The sequence below is a fragment of the Actinokineospora sp. NBRC 105648 genome, assembly GCF_030269645.1.
GTDB lineage: Bacteria > Actinomycetota > Actinomycetes > Mycobacteriales > Pseudonocardiaceae > Actinokineospora.
This window is the reverse complement of record NZ_BSTR01000027.1, coordinates 82,765-100,206: the sequence shown is the minus strand read 5'-3', so window position 1 is coordinate 100,206 and position 17,442 is coordinate 82,765. Positions and strand designations below refer to the sequence as shown.

Annotated in this window: 16 protein-coding genes; 7 read left to right on the top strand and 9 right to left on the bottom strand. The window is 71.0% G+C overall.

All coding sequences use genetic code 11. The features are described from left to right. Window positions 1-223 precede the first annotated feature (223 nt). A complete protein-coding gene (locus QSK30_RS22660; protein ID WP_502871867.1) occupies window positions 224-502 on the top strand; it encodes an integrase core domain-containing protein in 279 nt (92 codons plus the stop codon). Window positions 503-1,239: 737 nt separating this feature from the next. Here QSK30_RS22660 and QSK30_RS22655 read toward each other — a convergent pair. The 8 genes from QSK30_RS22655 to ssd all read right to left on the bottom strand — a co-directional run bounded on the left by QSK30_RS22655 (window position 1,240) and on the right by ssd (window position 7,847). After that, window positions 1,240-1,863: a bifunctional DNA primase/polymerase gene (locus QSK30_RS22655; RefSeq protein ID WP_285505601.1), complete on the bottom strand. Its 624-nt coding sequence runs from the start codon at window positions 1,861-1,863 to the stop codon at window positions 1,240-1,242. 309 nt (window positions 1,864-2,172) lie between these two features. Further along, entirely contained in the window at window positions 2,173-2,553 is a 381-nt protein-coding gene (locus QSK30_RS22650; RefSeq protein ID WP_285505600.1) for an Rv3654c family TadE-like protein, read from the bottom strand. Then, window positions 2,546-2,887 (bottom strand): TadE family type IV pilus minor pilin, encoded by a 342-nt coding sequence (locus QSK30_RS22645; protein ID WP_285505599.1) that lies wholly within the window; start codon window positions 2,885-2,887, stop codon window positions 2,546-2,548. The genes QSK30_RS22650 and QSK30_RS22645 overlap by 8 nt, the downstream gene beginning before the upstream one ends. Continuing rightward, complete coding sequence (locus tag QSK30_RS22640; RefSeq protein ID WP_285505598.1) at window positions 2,884-3,078, bottom strand: DUF4244 domain-containing protein; 195 nt, start codon at window positions 3,076-3,078, stop codon at window positions 2,884-2,886. The genes QSK30_RS22645 and QSK30_RS22640 overlap by 4 nt, the downstream gene beginning before the upstream one ends. A 45-nt stretch (window positions 3,079-3,123) precedes the next feature. Next, window positions 3,124-3,684, bottom strand: coding sequence for a type II secretion system F family protein (locus tag QSK30_RS22635; RefSeq protein WP_285505608.1), 561 nt, complete (start codon window positions 3,682-3,684; stop codon window positions 3,124-3,126). A gap of 724 nt (window positions 3,685-4,408) precedes the next feature. Further along, a complete protein-coding gene (locus QSK30_RS22630; protein WP_285505596.1) occupies window positions 4,409-5,182 on the bottom strand; it encodes a type II secretion system F family protein in 774 nt (257 codons plus the stop codon). After that, complete coding sequence (locus QSK30_RS22625; protein ID WP_285505594.1) at window positions 5,176-6,324, bottom strand: TadA family conjugal transfer-associated ATPase; 1,149 nt, start codon at window positions 6,322-6,324, stop codon at window positions 5,176-5,178. Before QSK30_RS22625 ends, QSK30_RS22630 begins: the two co-directional genes overlap by 7 nt. 71 nt (window positions 6,325-6,395) lie before the next feature. Next, entirely contained in the window at window positions 6,396-7,847 is a 1,452-nt protein-coding gene (gene ssd, locus QSK30_RS22620) for a septum site-determining protein Ssd (protein ID WP_285505593.1), read from the bottom strand. A gap of 429 nt (window positions 7,848-8,276) precedes the next feature. On the opposite strand from ssd, the gene QSK30_RS22615 reads away from it, so the two are divergent. The 6 genes from QSK30_RS22615 (at window position 8,277) to QSK30_RS22590 (ending at window position 16,558) form a co-directional block, all read left to right on the top strand. After that, on the top strand, window positions 8,277-9,104 hold the full coding sequence (locus tag QSK30_RS22615; protein WP_285505592.1) for an HAD family hydrolase: 828 nt from the start codon (window positions 8,277-8,279) through the stop codon (window positions 9,102-9,104). Window positions 9,105-9,661: 557 nt separating this feature from the next. Continuing rightward, window positions 9,662-11,497, top strand: a complete 1,836-nt coding sequence (locus QSK30_RS22610; protein ID WP_502871870.1) for a glycoside hydrolase family 3 protein — start codon at window positions 9,662-9,664, stop codon at window positions 11,495-11,497. A gap of 4 nt (window positions 11,498-11,501) precedes the next feature. Further along, the gene (locus tag QSK30_RS22605) at window positions 11,502-12,752 is read left to right on the top strand and encodes an exo-beta-N-acetylmuramidase NamZ family protein (protein ID WP_285505590.1); all 1,251 of its coding nucleotides are present in this window, start codon (window positions 11,502-11,504) and stop codon (window positions 12,750-12,752) included. 10 nt (window positions 12,753-12,762) lie between these two features. Continuing rightward, window positions 12,763-14,499 carry a serine hydrolase domain-containing protein gene (locus QSK30_RS22600; RefSeq protein WP_285505589.1) on the top strand — a complete coding sequence of 579 codons (1,737 nt, stop codon included), beginning with the start codon at window positions 12,763-12,765 and terminating at the stop codon, window positions 14,497-14,499. A gap of 167 nt (window positions 14,500-14,666) precedes the next feature. After that, a complete protein-coding gene (locus QSK30_RS22595; protein ID WP_285505606.1) occupies window positions 14,667-15,584 on the top strand; it encodes a MurR/RpiR family transcriptional regulator in 918 nt (305 codons plus the stop codon). 44 nt (window positions 15,585-15,628) lie between these two features. Continuing rightward, the gene (locus tag QSK30_RS22590) at window positions 15,629-16,558 is read left to right on the top strand and encodes an N-acetylmuramic acid 6-phosphate etherase (RefSeq protein WP_285505588.1); all 930 of its coding nucleotides are present in this window, start codon (window positions 15,629-15,631) and stop codon (window positions 16,556-16,558) included. Window positions 16,559-16,699: 141 nt separating this feature from the next. Here the strand turns inward: QSK30_RS22590 and QSK30_RS22585 are convergent, their stop codons facing one another. Continuing rightward, window positions 16,700-17,425, bottom strand: a complete 726-nt coding sequence (locus tag QSK30_RS22585) for a Fic family protein (RefSeq protein ID WP_285505587.1) — start codon at window positions 17,423-17,425, stop codon at window positions 16,700-16,702. Window positions 17,426-17,442 lie beyond the last annotated feature (17 nt).

Here is a 17,442-nt window from a genome sequence, read left to right as displayed (position 1 = left end):
CACCGACGACGCCGACAACGGAGCCTCGGGCGACTCACCCCAGTCGAGTTTGAGACCATCTACAAGGCCGCTCAGGCGGCTTGAGAACCATCAACCCCGAGTGTCAACCGAACCCGGGGCAGTCCCGTCGCTCACGCGCTAAACAACCGGCCACGAAAGGTCCTCGGGTGGAAGACACCTGCCGAAGTCTTCGAGGAGCAACTACGCTCGCTTCAACAAACCGGTGTTGCATCGACCAGTTGAACTCGCCCAATACACCTCAAGGCTGCTCCGCCCCGCGCTCGCCGGTCACCGCGTCCGACCGTCGGTGGGACGGACCGAGTCGTGCTTCGACAACGCGGTCGCGGAATCGTTCTTCGCCACCCTCAAAACCGAAATCGGCACCACCGTCTGGGACACCCACGACGACACCCGACGCGACGTCCTCGCATACCACGGCTACTACAACTACAACCGTCTATATTCGACACTCGACTACGCACCCCGCACGAAACCCGCATAGACCATCGTCAACGACTCACTCTCGTGGCACGAAATCCGGTGTCCGGTCATCGGGGACAACCTCAAACCGGGTCCACCCCATCGAGCCACAACGCGACCAAGCACCGGGCCGAGCCACGCACGCAGACGGACCGCAAACCAAACGCTAGCAACGCGACAAGGCATCGGTACCAGCAAGCGAGAAGGCCAGCCACGGCAAGCCCAGAACGCACCAGCGCGCCGGGGGCGCCGGTCGAGGACCGGCGCGCATCCCGGCGCGCTGTACGCCGCCAAGCTCGCGGCTCCAGCTGCTACCGCTACCGGCACGGAATGTGTCGGGGGACGTGTCGACGGGGAGTTCCTCGACCTGCGGTTGGTCGGCACCGGGAGGCGGTCGGTGCCGGGCAGGGGGTCGTCCCGGGGCGGGTTGTCGACTGCGGCCAGGCCGCATGTCCCTGGTTTCCGTGCGTGGTGCGGGAGACCGGAGCCTCCAGCGAACTCGGCTGGCTGCCTGTCCTCCGGGCGACACCTGGGGCGGGAGGTCGGTGTCGCTCGGTCGGACCGGCGGTGTGTGATCGGTCGAGCTCACCGGGCGGCGGTGGCTCGTCGACCACGGGTTGGTCGGTGGAGCTTGGTCAGTGGATCAGGTTGTACGTGGATCAGTTGGTGCGTGGATCAGTTGGTACCGCGTCAATCGGGGACTGCGTCGTGCGAGAACAGGGTCAAGCGGGCACTTCGTCAACTCCGAACCGCGGGGTACTACGCGCCGACGAGGTGGATCGGCGTGGTGGTCGTCGACTCGGCCATCGCGTCGAGCAGGGCGTCCTGGACGACCCGGGAGGACGGGATCTGCCACCCGCACACCTCGGGCTTGACTCGCCAGTGGACGACGCCGTGCTGGAACGGGCTGGGGGGCAAGGTGATCCAGTCGCCCGCGCCGTGCAGGGTGATGTCGGCGTCAGCGGCCAGAGCGGTGGCCAGCGGCTCGTCCGACCGGGTCAGGAAGAACCACCGGCTGTCCGGGGTCGCGATGATCGGCACCGGCAGCCCGATCGAGCGCAGCACCCGAGCCGCCGCGCGACCCAGGCCGTCGCCGACCTCGATCGCGTCGTACCCGAAACCGGTGGCCAGCAGGAGGCTGTACGGGTGGCCGGTCCACCAGGTGGCCACCTGCTCCGGCCGGGTGCCGACCCGCTCGCGCCAGTCGGCGTGCACGGGAACCGGGCCGGTGTCCTCGACGCCCTCGCGCCCGGCCCAGTGGCCCGCCACCGGGTAGGTGCCCGGGAGCACCGGCCAGCCGCGGAACGCCAGACCGATCGCCTCGGCCCGGAGCTCGACCCGGAACGCTCGGCGCCAGCTGTCCGACCTCTCGGTTTCCAACATCTCGGGCAAGGCCTCCTCAGTGTGGGCGTCGGGTTCGGCGCCCTGCACATGACTCAACGGCATGTGGTGTGTCGTGGGTAACCCGCTGTCGACCACTGGTCGGTCTGGCGAGGTAAATGACCGGTCATCCGAACGGCGGGGTGAACCGGTCACCGCTGTCGAATCGATCACCCCGTCGGGTAGCGCCGGGTAGCCGGTCACTGGCCGTCGCGAACCCCGTTCCGGGACCTCTACCAGCGTGAACACCGGATGACACCGTCCGTAACCCGCCATATGTCCGGTGTCGGACAGCCGGTCCACCCCTGCCGTTCACCGTATGGGGCCGACCGTTGAACCGCCGACAACCGGTCCGGCCCGAGCCTGGGACCACGCCCGCCCGGACAGCGGGACTGTCGCCGCCGGACGCACCGACACCCGGACCGTCGCCACCCAACCGTCCAGTCGGCACAGCGCGAGCTCGGCACCCATCCGCTGTGCCACCCACCGCGCCTTGGCACAGGCCCGTTCCTGTCCGGACACCGCGCTCGCCGCGGCGGCGAGCGCGCCGAGATCGGCCGCGGACTCCGCCCGGTGCCGAGCCACCGTCGCCGACCCGAGGGCCGCGACGAGCAGGACGACGCAGAGCAGTGCGGCCATGACTCCCGCCGTCCACACCGAGGCGAAACCTCCGTCCGCCCGGGTCTCAGCCATCGGCGCTCCCCGGCTCGACCACCGCGTGGGCGTCGCCGCGCGGGCGAACCCCGGGCAGCAGCCCACCGTCGGCGCTGACCACGACGGACACCGTGTCGCCGTCGGCGTGGATGTCGATCGCTGCTCCGCTCGGGGCGATCAACGCGGCCAGCGCCCGCCCGCGCTCGGTCTCGCCGCGCGCGACGAGCCGCGCGGCTTCGCGCGCTGCGTCGAGGCAGCGCACCTGGTCGGCCACGGCGGACAACCCGGCCACCGCGAGCCCGAAGACGAGCGTCAGCGCCCCGATGGCCGCGGCGGCCTCGACGGCGACCGCACCCCGGTCCCGCGCGGTCACGGGGACAGCGCTCGTTCGATGAGCGCGGACAGCGCGTCGCTGACCGCCGAGCTGTTCACGATCGCCAGCAAGATGCCGGTCAGGGCGGCGGCGACGATGAAGAGCAGTGCGTACTCGACGGTGCTCGTACCCGAGTCGTCGCCGAAGTCGAGTCGAGAGAACACGGTGACCTCCGATCTGCGAATCTGCATGACTGTCCAATGTGGAGTTTCTGGTGTGGATTGTTGTGGCGCCGGTCAAGGGTGGAACGACTGAGCGGCCGTGCCGATGAGGACAGGAACAACCCCAAGGCACAGGAACGCGGGCAGGAAGCACAGCCCCAGCGGCGCGGTGACCAGCACGGCCACGCGCTGCGCCCGCGCCTCGGCACGGTCGACCGCTTGGTCGCGCACCGTCGCCGCGAGCCCGTTGGCCACGGCCGCCAACGCCGCACCGGACCACGCCGACCGCCGCGCTCCCCTGGCCAACTCGGCGGTCTCCGGGCAGTCGAGGGCACCGGCCCAGGCCTGCACCGGGTCACCACCGAGCGCGAGTTGATCGGCGACATCCCGCAACACCGATCCCGCCCGACCGGGCAGGTCCGCGACCACCACCCGGATGGCGTCGGGCACCGGCATGCCAGACCGAAGGCAGGCCGCGAGCAGGTCCCAGGTCGCCGCGAGCACCGACTCGTCGACCACCGGCCGACGAGGCCGGACCCCCCGGTCGGCAGCCCACCAACAGCCGACACCGATCAAGACACCCGCGGTCACGCCGCCGACCATCCCGACGAACACCCCGACAGCAATGCCAACCACAGCGGGCAAGCCCCTACCAGGCCGCCACTCGGTGGGCGTCTTGACCGCCAAGCGCGGAAGACCGCGGGGATGCGGCACAGCGAGCAAGACAGCAAGTGCAGTCAGGAGGAGCGGCAAGGTCATGACGACACCTCCGGATGTGCGACTGCCACGGGTCCATCCCGACAACCACCCCACGGCGGCCAACCCCGCACGGCGAAACCACAGAGCCCACACACTCGACTCCGCCGAGGTGACACCGCCCGACGTCGAGTCCCACGCCGAGCCGTTGTCCACTGTGGACAAATTGGAACCTGCCGGCGACGCCGCGGCAGCAGTCGTGACCGCTGCCGCGGATTCCCCATCGACTCGATCACCGCCGATCGGCTGCTAGTCGAGGCCGTCATCTGCTCGCACTCCGGATCGAGAGTCACGGTGGAGGTGGCGGTCATCACGTCGGCAGCTGTCGCAGTCATGACCGCGACAACACCTTTTGCAAGGGTGGTAGCGGTAGCCGCCGTCGCGGTAGCGAGGGACATGGCCCGCGGTAGCGGCTTCCGATGGACCGGGGTTGCTGGTGGCCTTCTGGTCAGAACGCGGGGCACCGCTGACTCACGTGTCCACGACGGACATGCCGCAGTTCCGTGCCGCGTTGGCCAGTGAGTTGGTCGCACCCCATCGGCGATCGGCGGCCATTCCGAACGCACGGGGCGATCGGGCGTGCGAGCGATGCGGGCCAGGGTTGTCATCGCGGTACCGCCCGATCGGTGAGACGGGCTGTCCAGACGACTCCAGCGCAGATGAGCGTGACTCCCGCCGCCAGCAGGACTTGGCCCGCCGGTGTGCCCGCCAAGGTCGACAGCGGTCGGGCGCCCATGGCCTCGCCCAGCGCGACACCCAGCACCGGCATGGCTGCGAGTACGGCTCCGCTCGCCCTGGGCCCGGCCATCCGGGCCTGGACCTGCCTGCCGAAGCGCACTCGTTGGTCCAGGTCTCGACTGACCGCGTCGAGGACATCAGCGAGTGGCAGGCCGTGCCGGGTGGCCAACCGCCAGGCCTTCACCAGCTGTCGGCCGGCGGTGCCGGTGGAGGTGATCTCGGGCTCCCCACCCAGCCGGACGGCCGAGGCGATGGAGCGCAACAGCCGACCGCTGGTCGGGTCCGCGTCGGCGGCAACGCGCTCGGCGGCGTCGACCGGATGTGACCCTGCGGCCAGTTCTGCGACCAGGGAACGCAGTGCCTCGGCCAGGTTGGCCATCGAGGCGAGCGCGTCGCGCAGTCCGTACCGAGATCGATGGCGCAGGCACAACGTGGCTCCGGCCAGCGCACCCGCCACCGCTCCACCGGCGCCGATGGTCAACCAGCCTGCGACACCGGCGATCCCGGCGACCACGAGCACTGGCGGTGCCTGCGGCCGCCACCGGAGACGGGGGCGCGCTCGTGTCCGGAGCAGTCTCTTGGTGGTGACCGCGGGCGGCCAGATGATCAGTGCCGCCGCCACGGCCAGCGAGGTCAACACGGCTCGACTCCTCGGTCTGCCAACAGGTCGGACAGTTGATCTCGCGCGGGACCCCATTCGCCGTCGGCCCAGACCGGGCGAACGACCACGCCGTCCGCGGTGCGGGCCAGCAGGCCGATGTGGGTGAGCCTGCGCTCGGGGCGCCGCCGCATGTGCAGCACGACGTGGACCGCCGCCGCGAGTTGGCTGTGCAACGCCTCGCGGCCGAGCCCACCCACCGCCGCCAGGGCCTCGAGTCGGGCGGGGACCTCGGCGGGCGAGTTGGCGTGCACGGTGCCCGCGCCACCGTCGTGCCCGGTGTTCAAGGCCGCCAGCAGCTCGATCACCTCGGCACCCCGCACCTCACCGACGACGACGCGGTCGGGGCGCATGCGCAGTCCCTGGCGGACGAGGTCGCGCAAGGTCACCTCGCCCGCGCCCTCGATGTTCGGCGGCCGGGCGACGAGCCGGGCGAACTGCGGGTGGTGCGGCATGAGCTCGCCCGCGTCCTCCACGCAGACGATGCGCTCGCCAGGGGGAACCTGCCCGAGTAGGGCACTGAGGAGGGTCGTCTTCCCCGTTCCGGTACCGCCGGAGACGAGGAAGGCGAGTCGCGCGGTGACGATGGCGCAGAGCAGGTCGTGCACCTCGTCGCCGAACGTGCCGAGCGCACGCAGGTCTTGGAGACCGTGCGCCGCGGGCCGCAAGATCCGGAGCGACAAGCAGGTGTGCTCGGCGATGGGTGGGAGTACCGCATGCAGCCGCACGTGGGAGTCGGCGGCGGGTAGCCAACCATCCACATAGGGCTGTGCGTCGTCGAGACGTCGCCCGGCCGACATGGCCAGGCGTTGCGCGAGCCTGCGAACGGCGCCTTCATCGGGGAAGCGGACCTCGGTGCGCCGCAGACCCCCGGCGCCGTCGACCCAGACCTGGTGCGGGCCGGTGACCAGGACGTCAGTGGTCGCGGGATCGCGGAGCAGGGGGTCGAGCGGCCCCACACCGACGAACTCCTGACGGAGCAAGGTCAACGCGGACAACACATCCGCGTGCCCGACGACACCGCCCGCCTCCTCACGAACGGCGTTGGCGACGACAGCGGGACTGATGTCCACATCGCCACGCGCCAGGCGCTTGCGCACGCGTTCGACGAGATCGGTGGTCATGGCGGTTCCTGTGGGTGTGCGTACGAAGAGGAGTGAACTGGACACGGCATGCGCCTGCGGAGAGGTCGCGATCAGGGCGGCGGCGCCCGGGAGGGGCTCGGGCCAGAAGACAGCGACGACTCCGACGCGACCGGTGTACCGGGCCGGACGGGGGTTTCGGCGGCCCCCGGGCCGGGCGCGCCGGCCCGAGACGGGCTCTTCGGGCCACTCAGAACCGTTACGGGAGAACGGAATGGAACACCAGTGGCCGGGCCGGACGTGGGGGCATCGATGGGAATCGCAGCGACCCGCGGGAGGTGGGTGACACCTGAGCGGTTGGTGGTCTCGTCGTGGGTTGGAGTCGACGAATGGAGTGGAGCGGCGACAAGGGGTTGAGCCGAGTGGGCGGCCTCGGTAGCGGCGCGGATCTGGGTCGGGAAGCCGGATTGAGCTCCGACCTGGGCCGGGAAGCCGGTGAGGGCGGCATGGGTCGGGGTTGGGGCGTGCAAGACCTTGTGGGCCGCCCTGGCCAGTGGGGACCGGGGGCGCAGCTGGAAGGTGCCCTGGTCCAACGCGGTGGGGAGAGCGGGGTCGGGGCGGAAGGTGGCGAGCAGCGGGAGCTCCACGGCGGCGGCGATGTCGTGGGGGCGCAGGCGAGTGGGAGATCCAGTGCGAACGACCAGGGCGGGGCGGATCCCCCGGGTGGCCAGGTGGGCGGCGACCCGCTTGGTGGCGGCGGTGGCGCGGAGCTCGGCGGGGACGACGAGGACGGTCAGGTCGGCGCGGTCCAGGGCGGTGTTCGACGACGGGTCGGGACACCGGGGGATGTCGCAGATGACGGTCTCGCCCGCGCGGCGGCCCGCTTCCAGGATGGCGGCAACGGCGTCGGGGGCCGGGCCGTCGCCGTCGCGGGCACCGGAGAGCAGGGTCAGGTGCGCGCTTCCCTTGGTGCGGCCGGGGAGCGACGAGTGCAGGCTCGAGACCGGGACCCGGCCCGCCTTCAGGCGCAGGTCGGGCCAGCGCAGGCCGGGCTGGTCCTCGAAGCCCAGGACGAGGTCCAGGCCGCCGCCCATCGGGTCGCAGTCGATCAGCAGGGTGCTGGTGCCCTCGTCCAGGGCGGACAGCGCGAGCGCGGCGGCGAACACCGACGCACCCGCGCCACCGCGCCCGCCGAGGACGGCGATGACCCGGCCCGCGGTGCCGGCCGGGGCCTCGGTGGCGTCGGCCAGGGCGCCGACCAGCCAGGTCTCGTCGGCGGGCAGCGACAGCACCCGCTCGGCGCCCAGGGCGATCGCGGTCTCCCACAACGCGGTGGGCGGTGGGCCGGTGGACACCACGACCACCCCGGCACGCCGGGGGAGGGCCGCGGCCAGGCAGGCCAGCGCGGACTCGTGGTCCAGCAGGACCAGTGGTGCCGTGTGCCAGCGGGTGCGGACCTCGGTCACGTCGGCGGCGCGGTGCGGTTCGGTGCCCGCCGCCGCGGACAGCCGCAGGACGTCGTCGAGCAGTGCCTCGTCGCGCAGGCACACCGTCGGTCGGGTCATGGTCACCAGCTCCTGGGGGTCGAGAACGGGGTCTCGGTGGTTGCTGTGACCAGGATCTGGTGAAAGTGGGAACGGGTGGAAGAGGGCTGGTCAAACTGTGTACGGCTGGGACGACTGTGGACAGAACGGCGTTTTCGCGCGGCTGTCGAGCCGGAATTGTCGGTGCCGTAGGGCAAGCTGAAAGGGGCAGCCTTGTCCGGACATGGGACGACCCCCGCCAGGGGGGAGGGGCGGGGGTCGTCGAAGGGTTCAGCCCCGGGGGGTCGGACTGAACCGGCCCGGCTCGAGGCCGGGTAGCCATACTGTATCCCCTCCGCCCACTCCCTTGGCTACATACGGGAGAAGACACCCCCGCCGAGTTCACCCGTGCCGCGTACGCCGGCCCGCCTGGTGCGCCCGGCCGCGGACCCCCGCTCTTATGCTGACCGCGTGACCGACCCCGGCAGTACCGTCGAGCAGGCCGCGCCCGGACGGGTCGCCGCCTTCTTCGACCTGGACAAGACGGTCATCGCCAAGTCCAGCACGCTGGCCTTCAGCAGGCCGTTCTTCAACGGCGGCCTGATCAACCGCCGGGGCGTGCTCAAGAGCGCGTACGCGCAGTTCGTCTTCGCCTCCTCCGGCGCCGACGCCGACCAGGTCGAGCGGATGCGCGCGCACCTGACCTCGCTGTGCGAGGGCTGGGACGTCGAGCAGGTCCGCTCGATCGTCGAGGAGACGCTGCACGACATCGTCGACCCGCTGGTCTACGCCGAGGCCGCCGAGCTGGTCGCCGAGCACAAGGCCGACGGGCACGACGTGGTGGTGATCTCCGCCTCCGGCGAGGAGGTCGTCGCCCCGATCGCGGCGATGATCGGCGCGACGCACAGCGTGGGCACCCGGATGGTGTCGGTGGCGGGCCGCTACACCGGCGAGATCGACTTCTACTGCTACGGCCCGAACAAGGCGGTCGCGATCCGGGAGCTGGCCGAGCGGCACGGCTACGACCTCGCGGCCAGCCACGCCTACTCCGACTCGAGCACGGACCTGCCGATGCTGGAGGCCGTGGGGAAGCCGTCGGTGGTCAACCCGGACCGCGGCCTGCGCAAGCTCGCGGCGGAGCGGGAGTGGCCGGTGCTCACCTTCAGCAAGCCCGTGTCGCTGCGCTCCCGCTTCCACGCCCCCTCGGGCACCGCGGTCGCGGTGACCGCCATCGGGCTGGGGGCGGTCGCCACCGCGGGTGCGGCCTGGTACGGGCTGCACCGCCGCAGGCGTCGCTGACCGATTTCCCACCACCGCAAGGGGTTCCGGTGACCCGGGGTTGTCGAGCTTACGCGCGCGGGCTGTCCCGGTCGAGGCTTTCCACGGCCTTGACCGGTGCACTCGAAAGTGCCCTTGAAGTGACCTTGCTCACTCGGTAGAAAGGTGGTGCGGACCTCGAGTCGGCCAGGGACAGGGCGAAGAGAAGCCCCGATCCACCCCGAGCGGGCTCCGTGCGCGGACACCGAGCACCCACGCGCAGCGCGCCGCGGGAGGCATGTCGTCAAGGGACTGCGTACCGGGACGCCGGACGCCGAGTCCAGGTAGGTACGACTGAAGTTGCACGCTTGGTAACCCGAGTGATTCGCGCCGACGCGGTTTGGGCGGCTCCGCTTCTCGAAGCGGAGCCGCCCAATCGCGTTTCCGGCCCCGATGAGCGGTGAATCCGGCGCCTGGAGCGGGTAATAGGGGTGAAGAGGGATGGTGTGCACTCGTTGACCCACCGTCACAACAGTGGGTAACTTCCCCGTGTAATCCCCTTTCTGGTGAACAAATCACCGGACGACGAGGAGGCCTCGGTGCCACCGCCCCGCACGATCCCGCGGAAGCTGACCGCGACCGCGCTGGCCATCACCACCGTGGCCACCGCCGCGGTGGCCGCCCACGCCGTGCCAGAAGAGGACAACCGCACCCCCACCGGCTCGGAAATCGCGATGAACACCTGGACAGACGCCCTGCTGCGCCGGATGCCGCTGGAGCAGAAGGTGGGGCAGCTGTTCGTGGCCACCGTCTGGGGCAAGGCAGCTGACGAGGCGCACCCCGACAACCGCGCGCGTTATGGCGTCGACACGCCCGCCGAGGTCGTCCAGCGCTACCAGGTCGGCGGCGTCATCTACTTCAACAACGCGGGCACCGACAACGTCGACAACCCCGCCCAGCTGGCCAGGTTCTCCAACGGCCTGCAGCGCGCCGCGCTGGCCGCGGGGCCGCATCTGCCGCTGGTGGTCTCCATCGACCAGGAGGGCGGCAACGTCACCCGGATCGAGGCGCCCGCCACGGAGTTCCCCAGCAGCATGGCCATCGGCGCGGGCCGCAGTCCGGCGGACGCGCGGACCGTGGCCACCGTCAACGGGCACGAACTGCGCGCCATGGGGATCAACCAGGCTTTCGCGCCGGTGGCGGATGTGAACTCCAACCCGCTGAACCCGGTCATCGGGGCGCGGTCGTTCGCGGGCAGACCCGCGCTGGCCAGTGAGATGGTGGCCGCCGAGGTCCGCGGCTACCAGTCCAGCGGCAGGCCGACGGAGACCGTGTCGTCGTCGGCGAAGCACTTCCCCGGCCACGGCGACGCGGCCACCGACAGCCACACCGGTCTCCCCGCGATCACCAGGACGGCCGCCGAGTGGCGCGCGGTCGACCTGCCGCCGTTCCGGGCCGCCGTCGACGCGGGCATCGACTCGATCATGACCGCGCACATCCAGTTCCCCAGCCTGGACCCGTCCGGCGTGCCCGCCACGGTGTCCCGCCCGATCATCACCGGTCTGCTGCGCGGCGAGCTCGGCTACCGCGGCGTGGTCGTCACCGACTCGCTGGGCATGCAGGGCGTGCGGGAGATGTTCGGCGACGCCGAGATCCCGGTGCTGGCCCTCGAAGCCGGGGTCGACCAGTTGCTGATGCCGCCCGACCTGCGGCTGGCGGAGGACTCGGTGCTGGCCGCGGTCCGCAGCGGCCGGCTCACCGAGCAGCGCGTCGATGAGAGCGTCCGGCGGATCCTGGACCTCAAGTGGCGGCGCGGGATCCTGGCCCGCCCGATCGTCGACGAGTCCACCGTGGGCAGCCGGGTCGGTGGGCCCGCGCACAAGGCCGCGATCCAGCGGCTCACCGATCGCACGGTGACCGTTCTGCGCAACGCCACCAACACGTTGCCCCTGCGGCAGGCGCCGAAGAAGGTGCTGGTGGCAGGGGTCGGCGACACCGTCACACCCGCCAACTCGCCCAACACGCTGGCCGCGGCGATCGGCGCCAGGGGGTCGACGACCACCTCCCTGCCGACCGGGACCAAACCATCCGACACCGTAATCGGCGATGCGGTCCGCGCGGCCGAGGACGCCGATCTGGTGGTCTTGCTGACCAACAACCTCTCCGCCAACACAGCCCAACGATCACTTCTTACCGCGTTGCTGGGGACTGGCACCCCAGTAGTCGCGGTCGCGTCCCAGGTCCCTTACGACGCGGGCTTCGTGGACGCGCCCACTTGGGTGGCCACCTACTCGTGGCGGGGCGTTTCGCTGGAATCGCTGACCCGGGTGCTCTTCGGCGAAGTCGCACCGCGCGGCAAGCTCCCGGTCGACGTGCCGGTGGGCGCGAACCCCGCCGCGATCCGCTACCCCTTCGACCACGGCATCACCTGGTAGCGGGATGGACAGGCGACGGTTCCTCAGCGCGTCCGCGCTCGCCGCCCCTCTTATCACCGCGGCCGCCGCGCCGGCGTTGACGGAACCGGCTAAGAGGCTCTCGCCTGGAGCCGACGTCCTGGCCGCAGCAAACTGGCGCCGACTCATCGGCCGCAAGATCGGCGTGGTGTCGAACCCGACCGGGACAACCTGGGACGGGACGCACATCGTCGACGCCATGGTGTCCGCCGGGATCCGGCCACTGGCGGTGTTCGGCCCCGAGCACGGCTTCCGCGGCACCGCGCAGGCAGGCGGGTCCGAGGGCGACTACCTCGACCCGCGGACCGGCATCCCGGTCTACGACGCCTACGGCACCGCCGCGCCGAAGCTGGCGGCCCAGTTCACCAAGGCGGGTGTCGACACGGTGCTGTTCGACATCGCCGACGTCGGCGCCCGCTTCTACACCTACATCTGGACCCTCTACACCGCGATGCAGGCCGCCGTCCTCGCCGACGCCGCGTTCATCGTCTTGGACCGCCCGAACCCCGTCGGAGGTGACGCGCGTGGACCGCTCCTCGATCCCGCATACGCCTCGGCTGTAGGGCGCAAGCCGATAGCCCAGCAGCACGGGATGACCGTCGGCGAACTCGCCCGCCTCTTCGACGCCGAGTTCCTCCCCGCGGACACCGGCGGCAAGCGCTTGCGCAGCCTGGAGGTTGTCCAGGTCCAAGGTTGGTGGAGACACAGGGTCTACAGCGAGACCGGTCTTACCTTGATCCTCCCCAGCCCCAACATGCCGACAGCGTTAACAGCACTCTCTTACCCGGGAACTGGCCTCTTCGAGGGGACGGTGCTGTCCGAGGGACGCGGTACGACCCGCCCGTTCGAGATCGTCGGCGCCCCCGACATCGACTGGCACTGGGCTGAGGCTCTTAACAGCCTCTCGCTAAGAGGCGTCCGGTTCCGCGAGGTCTATTTCGCCCCCACCTTCGGCAAGTTCACCGGTCAGACCTGCGGCGGTGTGCAGGCACACCTCACCGACGAGCGCGCCTTCGACGCGATCGGCACTGCCGTGGCCATGATCGTCGCCGCCAAGCGGCTCTACCGGAGGGTCTTCGGCTGGCGGCCGGACAACTACGTCGACAACCTGTCCGGGTCCGACCGGCTGCGCCGCATGGTCGACGCGGGAGCGGACGCGGCCGAGGTCGTCGGCGCCTGGGACACCGAGTTGACCGACTTCCGCAGGCGGCGCGCGCCGTACCTGCTCTACCGGTGAGGCGGGGGCCATGGGGGCACGAGTCCGGTTGGCGGCCGTGCTGCTCGCGGTGGCGACGACAGTCGCGGGCAGTTCCCTGGCCTTGGCGCACGAGGTGAGGCCGCACGGTCGCTTCGACCTGCCGATGCCCGGATTCGCCCCACCGACCACGAGGTTGCACAACGGCTCGCCCGAGTCCGCGGGGCTCGACCCAGACCCGATCCGGGAGGCAGACGCCGCACTGGCCGAGTGGGCAAACCCGAGCACCGGTAGGCCCCTCTTCGCGGGAGCGGTCAGTCTGCTCGCGCACGACGGGGTGGTCGTGGATCGCCAGGCCGTTGGAGGCGCTCTGCGGTACGCCGACGGCGACGGCACCGAATTGCCCGCCGCCGAGCAGGTGCCCATGCGCGTGGACACCATCTTCGACGTGGCGTCGGTCAGCAAGCTGTTCACCTCGCTGGCGGTGATGTGCCTGGTCGAGGACGGCAAGATCGCCGTCGACGAGCGCGCGGTGCGCTACCTGCCGGAGTTCGGCGTCAACGGCAAGGAGTCGGTCACCGTCCGGCAGCTGCTGACGCACACCTCCGGACTCGAGCCCTTCATCCCCCTCTGGCGCGACTGGCCGGACAAGGCGGCGCGCGTCAAGGCGGTCATGGACCGCACCCCGGTCACCCGGCCGGGTACCGCCTACACCTACTCCGACCTCAACCTGATCACGCTCGGCGTGCTGGTCGAGCGGATCAGCGGTAAGCCGCTGGACCAGTTCGTGGCCGACCGGGTAACCGGCCCTCTTGGCCTCGTCGACACCGGCTACAACCCGCCAGCCGCCAAGCTGAGCCGGATAGCGGCTACCGAGTACCAGGTAGCGCCGCCGCGCGGGATGGTCCATGGACAGGTGCACGACGAAAACGCGTGGTCACTCGGCGGCGTCGCGGGTCACGCGGGCGTCTTCTCTACTGCGGCGGACCTAGCCGTGCTCGGACAGGCCATCCTCAACGGCGGCTCTTACGCGGGGAAACGTGTCTTACGCCCGGACACCGTGCAGAAGATGCTGACCAACTACAACGCCGCGTTCCCCGGCAACGCGCACGGCCTCGGCTTCGAACTGGACCAGCGCTGGTACATGGGCGGGCTCGGCGGTCCACGCACCGCGGGCCACACCGGATTCACAGGTACCTCTCTCGTGCTCGATCCGTCCTCTAGGTCTATCGCGATCCTCTTGACGAACCGCGTCCACCCGTCGCGCGGTTGGGGGTCGATCAACGCCGCCCGCGAGACGCTGGCCACCGCTCTCGCGAGAGCGCTGGCCGTCCCACCCAGGCACGGCCGGGCCCTCTGGTACGCGGCGCCGGGCAACGACACCACTGCGACCCTCACCACACCCCCTCTCCCCGGCACCCGTCCGCTCCGGATCAGCTTCGACGCCTTCGTCGACACCGACGGCGGTGACCAATTCGTGATGGAGGCCAGCGCCGACGGAGGCCCATGGCAGAGCGTGCCGGTCCGGGCGCGCGGCGTAGGTGCCCCCATGGGCGAAGTGACCGCTTTGTCGGGTTCGAGGCACCGTAGTTGGTGGACCGTCAACACGATTGCGCCGGTCGCGGACAAGATCACCCTGCGTTGGCGGTTCTCCACGGATAGTCGCTACACCGGGAGGGGGATCTCGATCGACGGGATCGTCGTAACCGATGGTAGTCGAACGCTGCTTAACGGTGAGAAAGAACCCCACTTGATACGTCCGCTCGGGTGGCGGCTCAGAACTCGTTGACGCTCAGACGCTAACAATCTGCGCCCGACCAGCGATTCGGTGGGCAAGCCCCCACCAGGGGCGACGGCGGTCGCGGACACATTTGGGTAGCGTTGCTGCCGGATGTCACGGATCACCTTGTACTACCACATGACTGTTAGTAAGTTTCCCACGTGAGTGCGAGTGACATGACAGCAGAACACAGCGAGTCAAGCCCGTTGGTCCGCATTCGCTCGCTCTTGCCCGGCCTGGCCCGTGCGGAGCAGCGGGTCGCCAAGGTCGTGCTCGAGAGCCCGTCCACGGTGGCGCGGCGCAGCATCACCGAGGTCGCCGAGGCCGCCGGTACCAGTGAGACGACCGTGACCCGGTTCTGCAAGGCGATCGGCGTCGGGGGCTACCCCGAGCTGCGGATCGCCCTTGCCGCCGACACGGCCCGCTCCGAGGCCCGGGCCGACCGGGACCTCGGCGGTGAGATCTCGCCGGACGACGACCTCAAGACCGTCGTCGGCAAGGTCACCTTCGCCGACGCGCGCGCCGTCGAGGAGACCGCCGACCAGCTCGACATCGACGTGCTGGCCAAGGTCGTCGCGGCCGTGGCCACCGCGGGCCGGGTCGACGTCTACGGCGTGGGCGCCAGCGCGTTCGTCGCCGCCGACCTGCAGCAGAAGCTGCACCGCATCGGCCGGGTCAGCTTCGCGTGGAACGACACGCACATCATGCTGACCTCCGCCGCGGTGCTCAGCCCCGGCGACGTCGCGGTCGGCATCTCGCACACCGGCGCCACGGCGGACACCGTCGAGGCGCTGCGCACCGCGCGCGAGCATGGCGCCGTCACGGTGGCGCTGACGAACTACCCCACCTCGCCGATCGCGGAGGTGGCCGACCTCGTGCTCACCACCGCGGCCAGGGAGACCACCTTCCGCTCGGGCGCCACGGCGAGCCGCATCGCCCAGCTCACGGTGGTGGACTGCCTGTTCATCGGGGTCGCCCAGCAGCACCTCGACCAGGCGATCCGGGCGCTGGACTCGACCCGCGACGCGGTCGGTCCGCACCGGCTGGAGACCAGGCACGACGGCAGGCGCAAGCCCCGGGAGACCGGGAAATGAACCGGGGTGCGCGGGTCCGCCACGCCGAGGAGGGGGTTCCCGGGATGACCGTGCCACGCCAGTCGGTGCACGTCGACTCCCCCACCGAGGGGCGAAACCCGCGCACCATGGACATCGACCAGATGTCCACCCTGGACATCCTGCGCACCATCAACACCGAGGACCAGCTCGTCCCCGGCGCGGTCGCCGCGGCCCTGCCGCAGCTCAGCCGCGCGGTGGACGCCGCGACGGAGGCGCTGCGCACCGGCCACCGCGTGCACTACGTCGGCGCGGGTACCTCGGGCAGGCTCGCCACGCTGGACGCGGCCGAGCTGGCTCCCACCTACAACGTCCCAGACGACTGGTTCCTGGTGCACCACGCGGGCGGGGCGGCGGCGTTGCGCGAGGCGGCAGAGGGGGCCGAGGACGACGAGCGGGCGGGTGCGGCGGAGATGACCCGCGACGCCCGCCCCGGTGACTTCGTGCTCGGGCTGACCGCCTCCGGCCGCACGCCCTACGTGCTCGGCGCGCTGGCCGCGGCGCACGACCTCGGCGCCACCACGGCCCTGGTCTCCAACAACCCCGACGCCGTCCGCGCCCCCGGGATCGACCTGGTGATCGCGGTCGACACCGGCCCGGAGGCCATCTCGGGCTCGACCAGGATGAAGGCGGGCACGGCGCAGAAGATCCTGCTGACCGGGTTCTCCACCGCGGTCATGGTGAAGATGGGCCGGACGTACTCCAACCTGATGGTCAGCATGCGCGCGACGAACGCGAAGCTGCGCGGCCGCAGTCTCCGGATACTGCGCGAGGCCACCGGGTCGGGCCAGCAGGAGTGCACGGCGGCGCTGATGGCCGCGCACGGCGACCTCAAGGTCGCACTCGTGCACCTCTTGTCCGGTGTGGACATCCGCGAGGCGGCCAAGGCACTGTCCGAGTCCAGCGGCCACGTGCGACGCGCGCTCGGCCTGCTCAACGCGCACGCGATCTCTTAGGCGCTGTCCGGTAAGGCTGCCACGTGGCTCCTGGCCGCGCGGGCGGGAAGCCGCTCGAACCTGGTTGTACTCGGGTTTCCGTCCGTGCGGTCAGGGGCCGCGCGGACGCGCACAGCGCGTGCCGGACCTACCGGACAGCGCTTACGCGGTGGCGGCGTCCGCGATGCTCTTGGCCTCACGGGCGCCCGCTTCCACTGCCTCGCAACAGAAGATGATCCACGCGCCCACGCCGTCGGGCTCGCCCGACGCGAACGCCTCCGCCGCGGCGCGGTAAGAGTCCTTGCGGCGCATGAACGACACCTCCGGCACGGCGAGCCCCTTGGGGTCGAGGCCCGTGCTGATCGAGGTGAGCCGGGCCGCGGCCCGGGCGACCACGCCGTCGGCCGTCCCGAAGGGAGCGAGGGCGAGGAGTTCACCGTGGACGATCGCGGCGAGCACCGGCCCCGGGGCCTTCGAGCCGCCCGCGACCAGTCCGGCCAGCAGGTCGAGCCTGCTGGTCACACCCAGCCCCGGACGCGGCCTGCCGAGCGTGTCGGTGAGGTCGGCGGCGGCCAGCAGGTGCAGCTTGGCCAACGCCTGCATCGGCGCGCGCTCCCAGGTCGGCAGCAGCGGGCCGAGCGCCTCGGCGACGCGCAGGGCGCCCGCCAGCACCGGGTCGCTGACCTCGCCCGCCGCGGGGATCTCCGGGTCGCCGCCGTCGAGCACGGCGGACGCCCGGGCCGCGCGCACGGACGCCTCGGCGGCGGTGGCGGGCCAGCCGCGGCGGTTGGTGGGGTGGCGGTGGACCTCGGCGACCGACTCGCGGGCGGCGGCCACGGCGGCGGTGACACCGGGCAGGTCGAGCAACGGGGCCAGGGCGTCGGTCACGGGCCGAGGCTACCGGT

Coding starts and splice junctions, on each gene's coding strand:
- QSK30_RS22590 (WP_285505588.1), top strand. CDS start 15,629: ATGACCGTGCCACGCCAGTCGGTGCACGTCGACTCCCCCACCGAGGGG.
- QSK30_RS22600 (WP_285505589.1), top strand. CDS start 12,763: ATGGGGGCACGAGTCCGGTTGGCGGCCGTGCTGCTCGCGGTGGCGACG.
- ssd (WP_285505593.1), bottom strand. CDS start 7,847: ATGACCCGACCGACGGTGTGCCTGCGCGACGAGGCACTGCTCGACGAC.
- QSK30_RS22655 (WP_285505601.1), bottom strand. CDS start 1,863: ATGTTGGAAACCGAGAGGTCGGACAGCTGGCGCCGAGCGTTCCGGGTC.
- QSK30_RS22650 (WP_285505600.1), bottom strand. CDS start 2,553: ATGGCTGAGACCCGGGCGGACGGAGGTTTCGCCTCGGTGTGGACGGCG.
- QSK30_RS22640 (WP_285505598.1), bottom strand. CDS start 3,078: ATGCAGATTCGCAGATCGGAGGTCACCGTGTTCTCTCGACTCGACTTC.
- QSK30_RS22625 (WP_285505594.1), bottom strand. CDS start 6,324: ATGACCACCGATCTCGTCGAACGCGTGCGCAAGCGCCTGGCGCGTGGC.
- QSK30_RS22605 (WP_285505590.1), top strand. CDS start 11,502: ATGGACAGGCGACGGTTCCTCAGCGCGTCCGCGCTCGCCGCCCCTCTT.
- QSK30_RS22595 (WP_285505606.1), top strand. CDS start 14,667: ATGACAGCAGAACACAGCGAGTCAAGCCCGTTGGTCCGCATTCGCTCG.